The sequence below is a fragment of the Streptomyces sp. NPDC013455 genome (assembly GCF_040632975.1).
In the GTDB taxonomy this organism is placed as follows: Bacteria; Actinomycetota; Actinomycetes; order Streptomycetales; family Streptomycetaceae; genus Streptomyces.
On the sequence record NZ_JBEYCX010000011.1, the window covers coordinates 153,184 to 167,296 of the forward strand.

13 protein-coding genes are annotated in these 14,113 nt (G+C 73.3%); 10 read left to right on the forward strand and 3 right to left on the reverse strand.

The features are described from left to right. Positions 1 to 4: 4 nt before the first annotated feature. The 5 genes from ABZ576_RS19675 (at position 5) to ABZ576_RS19695 (ending at position 5,832) form a co-directional block, all read left to right on the forward strand. On the forward strand, positions 5 to 805 hold the full coding sequence (locus tag ABZ576_RS19675) for a class I SAM-dependent methyltransferase (RefSeq protein WP_360741842.1): 801 nt from the start codon (positions 5 to 7) through the stop codon (positions 803 to 805). Positions 806 to 837: 32 nt separating this feature from the next. Then, the gene (locus ABZ576_RS19680; protein ID WP_360741845.1) at positions 838 to 2,412 is read left to right on the forward strand and encodes an ABC transporter substrate-binding protein; all 1,575 of its coding nucleotides are present in this window, start codon (positions 838 to 840) and stop codon (positions 2,410 to 2,412) included. After that, positions 2,409 to 3,362 (forward strand): ABC transporter permease, encoded by a 954-nt coding sequence (locus ABZ576_RS19685; RefSeq protein ID WP_360741848.1) that lies wholly within the window; start codon positions 2,409 to 2,411, stop codon positions 3,360 to 3,362. Before ABZ576_RS19680 ends, ABZ576_RS19685 begins: the two co-directional genes overlap by 4 nt. Then, positions 3,359 to 4,231 carry an ABC transporter permease gene (locus ABZ576_RS19690; RefSeq protein WP_360741851.1) on the forward strand — a complete coding sequence of 291 codons (873 nt, stop codon included), beginning with the start codon at positions 3,359 to 3,361 and terminating at the stop codon, positions 4,229 to 4,231. Before ABZ576_RS19685 ends, ABZ576_RS19690 begins: the two co-directional genes overlap by 4 nt. Before the next feature lie 68 nt (positions 4,232 to 4,299). Next, the gene (locus ABZ576_RS19695; RefSeq protein WP_360742122.1) at positions 4,300 to 5,832 is read left to right on the forward strand and encodes an ATP-binding cassette domain-containing protein; all 1,533 of its coding nucleotides are present in this window, start codon (positions 4,300 to 4,302) and stop codon (positions 5,830 to 5,832) included. Between the two features lie 40 nt (positions 5,833 to 5,872). On the opposite strand, the gene ABZ576_RS19700 is transcribed toward ABZ576_RS19695, so the two are convergent. Together ABZ576_RS19700 and ABZ576_RS19705 are read right to left on the reverse strand one after the other, a co-directional pair. Next, on the reverse strand, positions 5,873 to 6,805 hold the full coding sequence (locus tag ABZ576_RS19700) for a TetR/AcrR family transcriptional regulator (RefSeq protein WP_360741854.1): 933 nt from the start codon (positions 6,803 to 6,805) through the stop codon (positions 5,873 to 5,875). Positions 6,806 to 6,813: 8 nt separating this feature from the next. Next, on the reverse strand, positions 6,814 to 7,086 hold the full coding sequence (locus ABZ576_RS19705; protein WP_360741857.1) for a hypothetical protein: 273 nt from the start codon (positions 7,084 to 7,086) through the stop codon (positions 6,814 to 6,816). Between the two features lie 237 nt (positions 7,087 to 7,323). On the opposite strand from ABZ576_RS19705, the gene ABZ576_RS19710 reads away from it, so the two are divergent. The 4 genes from ABZ576_RS19710 (at position 7,324) to ABZ576_RS19725 (ending at position 11,126) form a co-directional block, all read left to right on the forward strand. Then, the gene (locus ABZ576_RS19710) at positions 7,324 to 8,403 is read left to right on the forward strand and encodes a helix-turn-helix domain-containing protein (RefSeq protein WP_360741860.1); all 1,080 of its coding nucleotides are present in this window, start codon (positions 7,324 to 7,326) and stop codon (positions 8,401 to 8,403) included. A 196-nt stretch (positions 8,404 to 8,599) separates the two neighbouring features. Then, positions 8,600 to 9,358: an MBL fold metallo-hydrolase gene (locus ABZ576_RS19715; protein WP_360741863.1), complete on the forward strand. Its 759-nt coding sequence runs from the start codon at positions 8,600 to 8,602 to the stop codon at positions 9,356 to 9,358. A gap of 229 nt (positions 9,359 to 9,587) precedes the next feature. After that, a complete protein-coding gene (locus ABZ576_RS19720) occupies positions 9,588 to 10,547 on the forward strand; it encodes a DUF4331 family protein (protein ID WP_360741866.1) in 960 nt (319 codons plus the stop codon). Between the two features lie 198 nt (positions 10,548 to 10,745). Beyond that, positions 10,746 to 11,126, forward strand: a complete 381-nt coding sequence (locus tag ABZ576_RS19725; RefSeq protein WP_360741869.1) for a VOC family protein — start codon at positions 10,746 to 10,748, stop codon at positions 11,124 to 11,126. Between the two features lie 118 nt (positions 11,127 to 11,244). Here ABZ576_RS19725 and ABZ576_RS19730 read toward each other — a convergent pair whose 3' ends face one another. Continuing rightward, on the reverse strand, positions 11,245 to 13,329 hold the full coding sequence (locus ABZ576_RS19730) for an ATP-dependent DNA helicase (RefSeq protein WP_360741872.1): 2,085 nt from the start codon (positions 13,327 to 13,329) through the stop codon (positions 11,245 to 11,247). A gap of 267 nt (positions 13,330 to 13,596) precedes the next feature. On the opposite strand from ABZ576_RS19730, the gene ABZ576_RS19735 reads away from it, so the two are divergent. After that, positions 13,597 to 14,091 carry a hypothetical protein gene (locus ABZ576_RS19735; RefSeq protein ID WP_360741875.1) on the forward strand — a complete coding sequence of 165 codons (495 nt, stop codon included), beginning with the start codon at positions 13,597 to 13,599 and terminating at the stop codon, positions 14,089 to 14,091. The last annotated feature ends 22 nt before the right edge of the window (positions 14,092 to 14,113 follow it).

The window sequence follows — 14,113 nt, forward strand, 5'->3', positions numbered from 1 at the left end:
CGGTATGACCGCCACGACCGTTCGGCGCAACCTGCTCACCGACAACCCCGAGCTGTACGAGGCACGCTTCCCCGACCCCGAACGGCTGGCCGGGCGCTGGACGGAGGACTGCCTGCGACGGCACGGCGCGGGACCCCGCGTGCTCGACATGGGCTGCGGTACCGGCCGCGACGCAGCGCACCTCCACGGCGCCGGCCGCAGCGTGACGGGCGCCGACCTCTCCGAGACGATGATCACCCACGCCCGCGCCCACCACCCCGGCCCCGAGTACGTCCACGCCGACCTGCACGGCTTCGACCTCGGACAGGGTGTGTTCGACGCCGTCGTGTGCCTGGACAGCGCCCTGCTGTACTGCCACACCAACGACCAGCTCGACGCCTTCCTCGCCTCCTGCCGTCGCGCCCTCGCCCCCGGCGGTCTCCTGGTGGCGGAGATGCGCAACGGCGCCTACTTCCTCGGCCGTACCGACCTGCTGGAGACGCCCACCGTCGACGAGTTCAGGTGGCGGGGCACCGGCTACCGGTCCACCACCACGCTCACCGTGGACCGTACGGCCCAGCTCCTGCGCCGGGTGCGCGTGTGGACGGCGGACGACGGGTCGGAGCCGGTCGAGCAGCGTTCCGCCTGGCGGCTGCTGTTCCCGCAGGAGCTGCACCACCTGCTGGCCGCGCACGGCTTCGAGGTCCTCGAACTCCACGACGGGCCCGGACCGCGCACCGAGCCGCCATGGCGGGAAGGCCGGTCGCCCGGCGACACGACGGACGCGGACCGGCTGCACGTCGTCGCCCGCCTCACCACCCACTGATCGTCCGCCTTCTTCACACACCAAGGGATCCCATGCACGACGAACGTTTCCCCGGCCTGCCCCGGCGTGGTTTCCTCGCCGCCACGGGCGCCGCCTCGCTCAGCGCGCTCGCCCTCACCGGATGCGGTGGCTCCGGCACCGAGGGCTCCGACGCCAAGGGCGAGGGGACTCCGAAGAGGGGCGGGCGGCTGCGCGCCGCGTTCGCGGGCGGCGGCGCCGGCGAGACCCTCGACCCGCACCTGGCCAACCTCTTCGCCGACGCCGCCCGCGCCAAGGCGCTGTACGACAAGCTCGCGGACTACGGCGCCGACCTCTCCGCACAGCCCCGCCTCGCCGAGAAGTGGGAGCCGAACAAGACCCTGGACCGCTGGCAGGTGACCCTGCGCAAGGCGACGTTCCACGACGGGAAGCCGGTCACCGCCGCCGACGTCCTGCACAGCTACCGCCGTATCGCCGACCCCGAGCAGGCGTTCCGCGCCAAGGCGTCCCTCGAACCCATCGACCTGGACGCCAGCCGCGCCACCGGCGAGCGGAGCATCGAGTTCGTCCTCAAGCGGCCCACCGCCGAATTCCCGAACGTCCTGGCCGCGTTCGGCGCCTACATCGTCCCGGAGAACGCCTCCGACTTCGACACGAAGCCGGTCGGCTCCGGCCCCTTCCGGTTCGTCTCCTTCGCCCCCGGCCGCTCCGCCGTCTTCCGCCGCCACGACGACTACTGGGAGGGCGCCCCGCACCTCGACGAGCTCGAGATCGTCGTCGCCAACGAGGAGTCCGCCCGCGTCAACGCGCTCCTCGGCGGCCAGGTCGAGTACGCCCACGAGCTCAACCCCGCCACCGCCCGCGCCCACGAGGGCGGGGGACGGATCGAGATCGTGCGGCTGCGGGGCAGCGTCATGCAGGCGTTCTGCATGAAGACCGACCGGCCTCCCTTCGACGACAGACGGGTACGCGAGGCGTTCTTCCTCATCGCCGACCGCAGGGAACTCGTCGACGGCGCCCTGTCCGGGGCGGGTGTGATCGGCAACGACCTGTTCGGCAAGGGCTACGAGTACTACGCCGACGGCCTCCCCCAGCGCGAACAGGACCTGGACCGCGCCCGCGCCCTGCTGAAGCAGGCCGGCGCCGAGAAACTCGAGGTCACCCTCGACACCTCGGCCGTCGCCGCCGGCTTCACCGAGGCCGCGAGCATCTTCCGCGACCAGGCCCGGAAGGCGGGCGTCACCGTCGACGTGAAGATGGGCAGCAAGGACTCCTACTGGGCCGACATCCTCGACAACGGCACCTTGTGCTGTTACCGCTCCGGCGCCATGCCCATCGAGGCCCACATCTCCCAGCGCCTGCTCACCGACTCCGCCACCAACGCCACCCAGTGGAAGCACAAGGACTTCGACGCCCTCTACCGGCAGGCCCAGTCCACCCGCGACAAGACCGCACGGGCCGCGGTCTACCAGCGGATGCAGCGCCGCCTGTACACCGAGGGCGGGTTCCTCGTCTGGGGGTTCGCCGACTGGATCCTCGCAACCGCCCGCCATGTGAGGGGGGTTGCGGCGGACGCTCCTGCCAACACGCTCGACTGGGCCCGCTTCGACAAGGTCTGGCTCGCGTGAGCGGACTGCGCTCCTTCGTCGCCCGGCGGCTGCTCCTCGGCGTCGCGCAGACCGTGGCCGTGGTGCTGCTGGTCTTCGCGCTCACCGAGGCGCTGCCGGGCGACGCCGCCGTCGCGCTCGCCGGCGACCAGCCCGATCCCGCCCGGATCGCCGCCATCCGCGAGGCCATGCACCTCGACCGGCCCGCACACGAGCGGCTGGCGGACTGGGCGGTGGGCCTGCTCCGGGGTGACCTCGGCACCTCCCTGACCTCCGGCCGCCCGGTCGGCCGGTACATCGCCGACGGCTTCGGCCCGACCCTGCTGCTGGCCACGCTCACCGTGGCCCTGCTCGTTCCGACCGGCTTCGGCCTCGGCGTGCTCGCCGCCCGCCGCGAGGGGCGCCTCGCCGACCGGCTGATCAGCTCGGTCACGCTCGCCGTGTACGCGGTGCCCGAGTTCGCCCTCGGCATGCTGCTGGTGACCGTGCTCGCGCTCCGGCTGGGCTGGGTGCCGCCGACCGCCGTCGGCTACGGCACCGACCTGCTCGGCCACCCGTCCGCGCTCGTCCTGCCCGTCCTCGTGCTGCTGTCCCGGCCCGTCTGCTCCCTGTCCCGCCTCGTGCGGGCCGGCATGATCGACGCGCTCGCCTCCCCCTACGTGGCCCAGGCACGGCGCTACGGCGTTCCGGGCACCCGCATCCGCTACACGCACGCCCTGCCGAACGCCCTCGCCCCCGCCGTCCAGCAACTCGCCCGCACCATCGACTGGCTGCTGGGCGGCGTCATCGTCGTGGAGGCGCTGTACGTGATCCCGGGACTCGGCACCGTCCTGATCAACGCCGTCGCCGAACGGGACCTGCCGGTCGTCCAGGGTCTCGCCGTGGTGTTCGGCCTGTTGACCGTCGTACTGAATCTCGGCGCGGATCTCGTCGCCCACCGTCTCGCACCCCGGACGGGGGTGGCCGCGTGACGGAGCCGCGCACCGGCCGCTTCGCCCTCGGCGTGACGGTCGTCGCCGTACCCCTCGTGCTCGCCCTGCTCGGTCCGCTGTTCGCGGGCGAACCGGGTCGGCGTACGGCGTCCTTCACCCTCGGCGAGGGCCACTGGCTCGGCACCGACTTCGTGGGCCGGGACGTATGGCGGCAGGTGCTGCACGGCGGCCGGCCGGTCGTGCTGACCGCGCTCGCCGCCACCGCCCTGTCGTACCTCGTCGCGCTCCCGGTCGGCCTGGCCGGCGCGCTCACCCGTCGCCGCCGGCTGGAAGAACTGCTGATGCGCCCCCTGGACGTCCTGCTCGCCGTCCCGTCGCTGCTGCTGATCCTGCTGGCCGCCACCGTGTTCTCCCCCGGCCCCGCCGGTCTCACGCTGCTGGTGACGCTGGTCAACGTGCCCGACGCGGCCCGGCTCGTACGCGCCGCCGCCACGGAGGCCGCCGCCCGACCCGCCGTCGAGGCGCTGCGCATGCAGGGCGAGACGTGGTGGCGCACGGCCGTCGGCTACGTCGGCCGTAGCATGCTGCGGACCCTGGCCGCCGACGCCGGGACCCGGCTGACCGGTGTGCTGTATCTGGTCGCCACGGCCGCGTTCCTCGGCGTCGGGGTCGCCCCGGACGCCGCCGACTGGGCGGTCATGGTCGACCGCAACCGCACCGGCCTGTTCGTCCAGCCGTGGGCCGTGGTCGTCCCCGCCCTGCTGATCGTCGCCCTGACGATGGGCACCAACCTCCTCTTCGACGCCGCGCTCGCGGGCGGCCGACGAGGCGGACGCGCCCGGGACGTGGCGCTCCCGGGAGCGACGAGGACCACCCGCGGCCGGAAAGGGAGCGAGGCACGCCCGTGACCCACGCGGACGACACGACAGACGCGGTCGGCAGCTCCGCCGACGCCGGTGACACGGTCGGGGTGCCCGTGGCCGAGATCCGCGACCTGCGCGTCGAGGTCGGCGGCAGGGCGATCGTCGACGGAGTGAGCCTCCAGGCCCGCCCCGGCACGGTCACCGCTCTGGTCGGCGCATCCGGCAGCGGCAAGACCACCACCGGCCTCGCCCTGCTCGGCGCGTACCCGCCCGGTGCCCAGGTCACCGGCGAGGTGCGCCTGGCGGCCGGCGGCCCGGTCGGCTACATACCCCAGCATCCGGCGGCCGTGCTCAACCCCGCCCGCCGCATCACCGCCCTCCTCACCGACATCGCCCGCGCCCAGGTGCGCCACCTGCCCCGAGGCGCACGGCGGGTGGCCGCCCGCGAACGCGTCCTGCACGCCCTCGCCGAGGCCCAGGTGCCGGACGCCGAGACCCTGCTGCGCCGCTATCCGCACCAGCTCTCCGGCGGTCAGCAGCAACGCGTCGTCCTCGCCCAGGCGCTGCTGCTCGGGGCCCGGGTCGTCGTCGCCGACGAGCCCACCACCGGTCAGGACGCCCTGACCAAGAGCCGTGTCGTCGACCAGCTGGCGGCCGTGGCGGCACGTGGCGTCGCCGTCGTCCTCCTCAGCCACGACCTGGACGTCGTACGGTCCCTCGCCGACGAGGTGATCGTCATGCGGGCGGGCCGCGTCGTGGAGTCGGGCCCGGCCGAACGCGTGCTGCTCGCACCCCGCCACCCATGGACCCGCCAACTGCTGGCCGGAACCCCGGAGTTCACGGAGCCGGAGGGTGTGGCCGGCACCGGCGGGCCCGTCCTGAGGATCCGCGGCCTGACCGCCCGCCACCGCAACGACACACGCGGCGCCGCCGAAGTACTGCACCTTTCCCGGCTCGACCTGCGCGGGGGCGAAAGCCTGGCCGTCGTCGGCCGCTCCGGCAGCGGCAAGACCACCCTCGGCCGCTGTCTGGCCGGACTCCACCGCGACCACGAGGGGGAGATCCTCCTCGACGGCACACCGCTGCCGCGCAGCCTGCGCGACCGCGACCGCGCGCAGCTGGCGGCCGTGCAGTACGTCTTCCAGGACGCTCGCGCCGCCTTCGACGAACACCGTCCCGTCCTGCACCAGGTCGCCCGCACCGCGATACGGCTGCGCGGCACCCGGACCTCCGCCGCGACACGGGAGGCCCTTGCCACCCTGGCCGGCCTCGGTCTCCCGGAGGACCTGGTCGCCGGACGGCCCGGGCAGCTCTCCGGCGGCGAACTGCAGCGCGCGGCCCTCGCCCGCGCCCTGCTCGCCCGGCCGCGTGTCCTCATCTGCGACGAGATCACCTCCGGCCTCGACCCGATCACCCGCCGGGGCATCCTCGGCACCCTCACCACCCTGCTGCGGGAGCACGACGACCTGTCCCTGGTCCTGATCACCCACGACCTGGACACCGCCGCCCTGGCCCACCGCATCGCGGTCCTGGACGCCGGCGGACTCGTCGAACAGGGGCCGGCCCGGCGAGTCCTCACCTCGCCGGGCCATCCGTTCACCGTGTCGCTCGTGGAGAGCACGACACGGCTGGGGCAGCGCCTGTGAGGGAGTGCGGCGGCCCGTGGGAGAGGAGGCGGCGGACCTGTCAGGGACTGCCCGGGTGCACCGGTGTGCTGGAGCCCGGCGGGTGTCCCCACACCTTGAGGCCTTGTGGCGGCCGGTAGTCCGCCCCTAGCCCCATCCGGGTCACCAGTTCGAGCAGGAGCAGCTCGAAGATCGGTTCCTGGTCGGTGATCAGCGGGGTCAGGTGCTCGTACACCTCCAGGGCCACCTGCCCGTACAGGGCGCGCCAGCACGTCAGCATGACGACCAGGGCACCGAGCGGTATCTCCACGCCCGTGGCGGCGCGGTAGTCGGCGATCTGCCGGCGCACCCGTGGGTCGAGGTGCTCGTCGGCCAGGATCGGATAGGGCCGGGCCGCCCACAGCCGCACGTGCTCGGCACCCCAGATGGCGGCGAGTTCCCGGACCCACTCGGCGGTCACGTCGGTGTGTGCCACACCGGCGGCCACGGTGGGCGTGCCGAAGAGGAGACGGAACTCCTGGCGGTGTGACAGGGCCCAGCGACGGAACACCCGGGACGGGGCGATCAGGCGGGCGGCGTGGTCCGTTTCGCGTTCCCCCTCGATCGCCGCCCGCAACTGGTCCGTGAGCTCGGCGACGATGTCCCGGGCCGTGTGGCGCACGATGTCCCCGAGGTCGTGGAAGTGCCGGTAGAGGGCGGCCGGGGTCACCCCGACCCGGCGGGCGATGCCGGCGAGTGTCAGCGCCTCCACGCCCTGCCGGGTGATGACCTCCCGCGCCGCCGCGCGGACGTCTCGCGACATCTGCCGGCGCTGCCGTTCCCGGCGTGTGGGTGCGGGCACCGGGTCGCCGCCCTCCTCCGGACGCTCCGGCAGCACGACGAACACGTTGAAGGTCTTCACGTCACCACCGCCGGTGATGTACTGGGTGCCGCCGCCGTGCGCCGCGTTGCTCTGCCCCGGGACCGGCGCCGTTCCGGGACTGCCGTGCCTCACCTCGCCGCTCACCGCCGGCCCCGGTCGTCCCGGCCGACGTGGACGTCCCCGCTCAGGGTGATGTGCTGGGTCCCGCCCTCGCGGGCGGTGTTGTGCTGAACGCAGGTGCGCCGCGCCGCGGGCCGGTGCGCGGCCTCCCGGTCCGCCCCTCCCGCGGGCCCCCCTTCCGGGCCGAGCAGACCCGTGAACCACACGCGTGCCGACCGCCAGACGTCTGCCGCCACCGCTCCCGCCATCGCCGTTCCGCCGGCCGCCGCCAGGCCCCACAACGCCGTCGACAACACCGTTCCTCCCGTCGCCCCCGCGGCACCGCGTGTGCCGGTAACCGGGCAACGTTCGCAGGCGTCACCAAGTAACGGGTCGTTACTTTGCTCGTGCCCGTTACCGGTGTGCGAGGAGCGCGCCCGCCGGCCCGGCGTGCGCCGGCGGCCCGCGGTGGGCGTGCGCAGGCGGCCGATGGCCGGATCTGACAGAACATGGTCATTGCGGCCACCGCGTCAGGGCGAAATGATCGACGCATGCTCCAACCGCACAGGGTCGTCATCGCCGCCTTCCAGGGCGTCGAGCTGCTCGACATCACAGGTCCGGCCGAGGTGTTCTCGGTCGCCACGCGCGTCGCCGACGCCGGTGCCGGCATCGGTACTCGCACCAGCACCAGCACGGATGCGCGTACCGGCACCAGCGCCCGCACCGGCACCGGCACCGGCACCGGCACCGGCACCGGCACCGGCCGGCCCGGATACACCGTCCGCATCGCGACCGCCGACGGTGGCCCGGTGACCACCTCCAGCGGTGTCCAGCTGACGGCCGACCTGACGCTGGACGAGGTGATCGGCAACGTGGACACCCTGCTGGTGTCGGGCGCCATCCACGTCGACGGCCACGGCGTCCAGCCGGTGCTCGACAAAACGATCATCGACTGGCTGCGGGACACGGCACCCGGAATCCACCGCACGGGCTCCATCTGCGCCGGCGCGCACCTGCTGGCCGCGGCCGGCCTGCTGGACGGCCTGACCGCCACGACCCACTGGCTCACGGCCGCACGGCTGGCCGCCGACCACCCCCGCGTCACCGTCGATCCGGACCCGATCTTCATCCGGGCCGGCCGGCTGTGGACCTGCGCCGGTATCACCTCCGGGATGGACATGGCTCTGGCGATGGTCGGCGAGGACCACGGCAGTGAACTCGCCCTGGCCACCGCCCGCACCATGGTGATGTACGTCAAACGCGCGGGCGGCCAGAGCCAGTTCAGCGTCCCCCTCGCCGTGCCGACCGACACCGGCGACCGCATCGACGAGCTGCGGGTGTGGATCGGCGAGCACCTCACCGAGGACCTGTCCGCCGACGTGCTCGCCGAGCGGCTGCACCTGAGCGTGCGCCACTTCTCCCGGCTGTTCCGCCGGCGCACCTCCACCACCCCGGCCGCCTACGTCGAGTCCGTCCGGCTCGAAGCCGCCCGCCAGTTGCTCCAGAACAGCGACCTCGCCCTGCAGGACGTCGCCGCCAGGAGCGGCCTCGGCTCCGTGGAGAGCCTGCACCGCTCCTTCCGGCGCCGCCTGGGGACCACCCCGGCCGCATACCGGCGCCGCTTCCTCTGATCCCCCCGGCACACCGGCGCCGCGCCCCCACCCCCGGCACACCGGCGCCGCGCCCCCTCCCCCATCGGCCCCAGCCGGCGCCGCTTCCTCCGACGGCCCGCCCGTCCCCCGCCCCCGACCGCCCGCGGACCACCACCCGGGCGGAACACGGCCATGCCCACAGCCGGGCACCGCACGACACACCACGGAGAAAACGATGTCCCGAACCAAGGTCGTCCCCATCCCCGTCATGGGCCGGCACAACATCAACGCCTACCTGCTGCTGGGCCGCCGGCCCGTCATCGTCGACGCGGGCGTGCCCGGCAGTGGCCGGAAGATCCACGAGCAGATCACCGCACACGGTGTGGACCCCGGCGACGTGTCGCTGATCGTCATCACCCACGGCCACATCGACCACTTCGGCTCCGCCGCCGAACTGCACCGCCTCACCGGCGCACCGGTGGCCGGGCACGTCGCCGACCTCGGCCCGTTCCGCAGCGGCCGCGCCCGCGAACCGTACCGGCCCACGGGCTTGATGGGCCGTCTCATGGCCAGGAACAAGAACCTGCACCTCAAGGTCGAACCCGTCGAGCCCGACCTGCTCCTGCGCGGTGAGACGGACCTGGACGACTTCGGGATCGAGGCACGCGTCATGCCCACCCCCGGACACACGGCCGGCTCGGTGTCCGTCCTCACCAACCGGGGAGACCTCGTCGCCGGCGACCTGGTCGCCAACTCCCTCTTCGGCCTCGTCCCGGGCAGACCGGCCAACCCGCCCTTCCACGACGACCCGCTGGGCAACCTCGCCAGCCTGCGGAGGATGCTCGCCCTCGACCCCGTCAGGCTCCACGTCGGACACGGCACCCCGCTGGAGCCCGACCGCGTCCGGCGCTGGGCCGCCCGGGAGCACAGGCGGCTCTCGCGGCTTCAGGCAACCGGGCGCTTGTCCCCGCGCGCGCAGGACGACACGGCCTGACCGACGGAGCGGGAAGGGCGCTGCCCGCCTCATGAGGCCTGCGGCCACCCCGCCCTCTCGATCGCACGACGGGGGACCGACCGGCCCGGCCCGGCGAACCGGCCGGGGCCGCTCGTCGCCCCGCCCCGGTCGCGCCCCCGGCGGCGCCCCGGATGCCGGGGCGCGAGTGCCGTGTTTTCCTGGTGCTGCTCGCGGAGCCAGGGAGACGCACGCTCACCGAGAGGCCACCATGTCGCATCACCTCAGCGGACCCGACCTGCGCTCGCCGAAGGAAGACGCCCGCCTGGACCTGACGGACGTCTTCGTCTTCCCTGCGGCGGACAGCGGGCGCACCGTTCTGATCATGAACGTGAACCCGTTCGCCCCGACCCAGGGTGAGGCGTTCCACCCGGAGGCCGTGTACCGGATCAACATCGACACCGACGGGGACGATGTTGCCGATCTGGCCTACAGTTTCACTTTCTCCAGCCCCTCGGACGGTCGCCAGACGGCCACGGTCCACCGGGCGGCCGGCGCGGACGCGCGGAGTCACGCACCCGGCGGCGAGGCCATCGTCTCAGGCGCCGAGGTGGCCTTCGGGGCGGAACCCCTCGTCGTGGAGAGCGACGGCTACCGCTTCTCCGCCGGCCTGCGCAGCGATCCCTTCTTCGCCGACCTGGACGGCATCGTCAACGGCTTCCAGTGGACCGGCAACGACTTCGGGATCGACAAGAACGTCTTCGGGATCGTGCTGGAGGTCCCCGACGAGGAACTCGGCGAAGGTCCCATCGGCGTGTGGGCCCGCGTCAGCCTGTGGGAGGACGACCGGCTGGTGTCCGTCGACCGTGGGGCCCATCCCTCCCTGACGGCGTACTTCAACGCGGAGGAAGCCAAGGAGAAGTACAACGAGGGCGAGCCCGCCGATGACTGGGACACCTATCTGCGGCCATGGACCGCCGTCCTCGCCCACACCGGCGGCTACACCCCCGAGGACGCCGAGGAGACGCTGCGGACCGTCCTGCCGGACGTGCTGCGCTACGACCGCACCAAGCCGGCCGCCTACCCCAACGGCCGCACCCTCACCGACGACGTCACCTCAGCCCGACTGGCCATGGTCTCCGGCGGCAAGATCTCGGACGACCACATCGGCCCGCACACCGACCTGCTGCCCGGGTTCCCCTACCTCGGACACCCGCACCCGCTCTCCTGACCACCCGCCCGGACCGTCCGCCCCACAGCGCGGCAGGCCTCGCCCCACCCGGCGGTCCGGCCCGGCGGGGCGAGCCGAAAACCCGTCGCGTCTGCCCGCACCGCCCGGTACGGTCTCGGCGTGTCGCCGCGTGCGGGTGGTCCGGCAGGCCCGCGTGTGGCCGGCCCGGGAGTTCCGACACGGGGAGTGGGTTCGTCAATGGCATGTCGTATCGGTGAGCTCGTGCTCGGTTGCCGCGAGCCCGAGGTGCTGGCGCGGTTCTGGTGCGAGGTCCTGGACTTCGTCGTCCTGGGCCGCGAGGAAGACGGCAGCATCGAGATCGGACCGCGCGAGGGGTTCGGCGGCGCGCAGCCGACGCTCTTCCTCAGCCGCAGGGACGAGCCGGAACCGGGGAAGTCCCGGCTGCACATCGACGTCAACGCCACCGACCGCGATCAGGACGCCGAGCTCGAACGCCTGCTGAAGCTCGGGGCGCGCCCGGCCGACATCGGCCAGAGCGGCGACGAGTCCTGGCACGTGCTCGCCGATCCCGAGGGCAATGAGTTCTGCCTGCTCAAGGCCCGCCTCAACCCTCTCTGACGGCTCCGCTCCCCGGTGCGGCCCCGCGGGCGCCGCATCAGGCGTGCGGCGCCGCCGGGATGGCGGGCCTGGTGGCAGCCGGCGCCCGGTTCCCGGGACCGGCCGCGGCTCGTCGCCTTCACGGCAGGCGGGCGGTGATGGTGCTCAGTCGCTTGGTGGCCCGGGTGAGGGCGACGTACAGGTCGCGTTCGCCCGCGGGGCGGGCGGCGGTGATGCCGTCCGGGTCGACCACCACGGCGGCGTCGAACTCCAGGCCGCGCGCCTGTGAGGCCGGCACCAGTCGGGCGTACCGCTCGACCCCCGCGGCCGTGAGGTCCTCCGTCCTGTCGTCGGCGCAGATCACGCCGATCAACTCGCCGGGGTGCGCGGCCCCTTGTTCCCGCAGCTCGCGCACGAGGGTGGTGACGAGCGTCTCCGGGGTCGCGGCGAGGGTTCGGGGCGCCTCACCGCGCCGGATCGACCGGATAGGTGGCCGGCCGGGGGCGATCCGGGCGAGCAGGTCCTCCGTGGCGGCGAGGATCTCCTGTGTGGTCCGGTAGCTGACGGTCAGGGTGCGCAGGTCGAAGCGCCGTCCGAGGTGCGGGCCGAGTGCCTCCGTCCAGTCCCGGGCCGTCGTCGCCGGGCCCGCCTGGGCGAAGTCGCCGACCAGTGTCATCGACCGGCCCGGGCAGCGCCGTACGATCATCCGCCACTGCATGGCGGTGAGCTCCTGTGCCTCGTCGACGACGACGTGTCCGAAGGTGTGCTCGGGCGGGCCGTCGACCAGGCCCGCCGCCTCGTCCAGGAGCGGCACGTCGGCGTCCGTCCAGGGCGATCCGGGCGTACGCCGGAGCAGGGCCCGCTGCTCGTCGGTGAACTCGCCCAGGTACCCGGCCGGCGCTTCGGCGTCCGTCAGCAGGGCGCGGACCACGTCGCCGGGGGTGAGCCGGGGCCACAGGTCCTCGACGGCCCGGTCGAGCATGGCGTCGTCCAGGAGTTCGGCGCGCATGGCGTCGGCGTCGAAGTCGTCCGTTCCTGTGCCGGGCGCGTCGTCGACACCCATGCGGCGCAGGTCCGCTGCCGCGACCCGGTCGAGGTCGAGGCCGGTCAGTTGCGCGACCTGGGCGTCGATGCGTTCGAGCTCCTCGGCCGAGCTGCGGGCGAGCTCGCGGACCAGGGCGTCGACGAGCAGCTCCTTGAACAGTCCCCGCGCCCTGTTGTGCGCGAGGCCGCTGGTCCGCGCCGACTCCCGCGCCTGGGCGACCTGGCTGTCGTGCAGGCGGATCCATTCCTGCCCGACCCGGACTTCGAAGTTCCCGCCCGGGGCCTGCCGTGAGCGGACAACGGCGGCCAGCGCGCCGGCCAGTGCGGCACTCCCCTTCAGGCGCGCCATCTCGGAGGGGTCCGCGGCGCCCGGGACGACGCCGGCCAGTTCCTCACAGGTCGCCAGGACGACATCGTTCTCCCCGAGCGAGGGCAGGACCTGGCAGATGTAGTCGAGGAAGCGCGCGTTGGGACCCAGTACGAGCACACCGCGCTCGGCCGCCTTCGGGAACGCGTACAGCACGTACGCGGCGCGGTGCAGGGCCACCACCGTCTTGCCGGTGCCCGGCCCGCCCTGCACCACGGTCACCCCTCGGTGCGGGGACCGCACGATCGCGTCCTGCTCGGCCTGGAGCGTGGCCACCGCCGTACCCATCCGCCCCGTGCGCCTTTCCCGCAGCGCCGCCGTCAGCGGACCGTCGCCGAGCACGTCCTGCCCGGTGGGCGCGGAGCCGTCGAGCAGTTCATCGCTCAGCCCGACCACCGTGCGGCCCGCCAGGCGCAGGTGGCGGCGGCGCCGAAGCCCCATGGGATGGACCGGCGTCGCCTCGTAGAAGGGGCGCGCGGCCTCGGCCCGCCAGTCCACCAGCAGCGGCAGTTCGTCGGCGTCCCTGTGCAGTCCCATCCGCCCGATCCGCAGGACGGTCCCGTCCGTCGAGTCGATCCGGCCGAAGACCAGTCCCTCCTCGGCTGCCTCCAGTCGGCGGATCTCCCCCGTCAGCCGCCCGGCCGCCACCTCCCTCTCGTACGCCTCGCCCGCGCCGTCGGACGGCGACGCGAGTACGCGCGCCAGTTGCTCCCGCGCCCCGGCCAGCCGCTCGTCGAGCACATCGCCCAGGACGGAGACGTGAGCTCGCTCGAGCTCCACCTCGCGCGCGGCGACATCGTTGATCTGAGACAAGGAAAGGCCCTCTCGGCTCAACCCACTTCGCCATTTCGAGGCGCCACTATGCAGAGCCGTTCCGGGAAAGTAAATATTGACCAAACCGGATCGATCGTGTCCTCGTACGCACGCGAGCAACGACCGCGGGGGCGCCCCCGGGGCTCCGCGCGACTGCCGCCGGAGACCTGCGGCGAGGGCGGGGCTGTAGTCCGTACCGGCGGGAGGGGACAGGTGCCGGGCGTGTGGCGCCCTCCGGGCCGGGAAGCGCTGACACCCTCGTGGTCCATGGATGTCAGCGCCTTCTACGCCCTCTTCTCCGCCACCTGCTTCACCCTGGTGGGCCTGTGGTGGAACGTCGTACAGAGCCATGACGACTGGATGCGCGAACCGGCCCTGCGCCGCGTCGTCGGCGGGGTCTACCTGTCGTTCCTGCTGCCCGCCCTGATGGGTCTGTTCGCCCAGGTCGGCGGCACGGAACAGCCGCAGATCTGGCGGGCTGCCTTCTTCGCCCTCTCCGTGGTCGGCTGCGGGTCCACCCTGCGGCTGCTGGCCCGCACCCGCGGCGACTTCGTCATCATCTGGCAGCAGGCCGCCGCCACCCTGCTCTACGCCCTGATCGCCGTCGTCGGCGCCTTCCCCGAACTGGTACGTCCGGCCGGGCTGCGCCCCATCCAGGCCGAAGCCCTCATGCTGATCGCCCTCATCGTCCTGGGGCACACCCTGGTCTGGCGGTTCATGGCGGGCGAGGGCCGCCCCGGCAAGGACGTGCCCGAGGACTAGGGGGTGTCTCACCCCTAGGGCG

What these genes read in the sequence shown, in the direction of transcription:
- ABZ576_RS19715 (WP_360741863.1), top strand. Translation starts at nt 8,600, where the DNA reads ATGTCCCGAACCAAGGTCGTCCCCATCCCCGTCATGGGCCGGCACAAC.
- ABZ576_RS19680 (WP_360741845.1), top strand. Translation starts at nt 838, where the DNA reads ATGCACGACGAACGTTTCCCCGGCCTGCCCCGGCGTGGTTTCCTCGCC.
- ABZ576_RS19725 (WP_360741869.1), top strand. Translation starts at nt 10,746, where the DNA reads ATGGCATGTCGTATCGGTGAGCTCGTGCTCGGTTGCCGCGAGCCCGAG.
- ABZ576_RS19710 (WP_360741860.1), top strand. Translation starts at nt 7,324, where the DNA reads ATGCTCCAACCGCACAGGGTCGTCATCGCCGCCTTCCAGGGCGTCGAG.
- ABZ576_RS19735 (WP_360741875.1), top strand. Translation starts at nt 13,597, where the DNA reads ATGGATGTCAGCGCCTTCTACGCCCTCTTCTCCGCCACCTGCTTCACC.
- ABZ576_RS19720 (WP_360741866.1), top strand. Translation starts at nt 9,588, where the DNA reads ATGTCGCATCACCTCAGCGGACCCGACCTGCGCTCGCCGAAGGAAGAC.
- ABZ576_RS19675 (WP_360741842.1), top strand. Translation starts at nt 5, where the DNA reads ATGACCGCCACGACCGTTCGGCGCAACCTGCTCACCGACAACCCCGAG.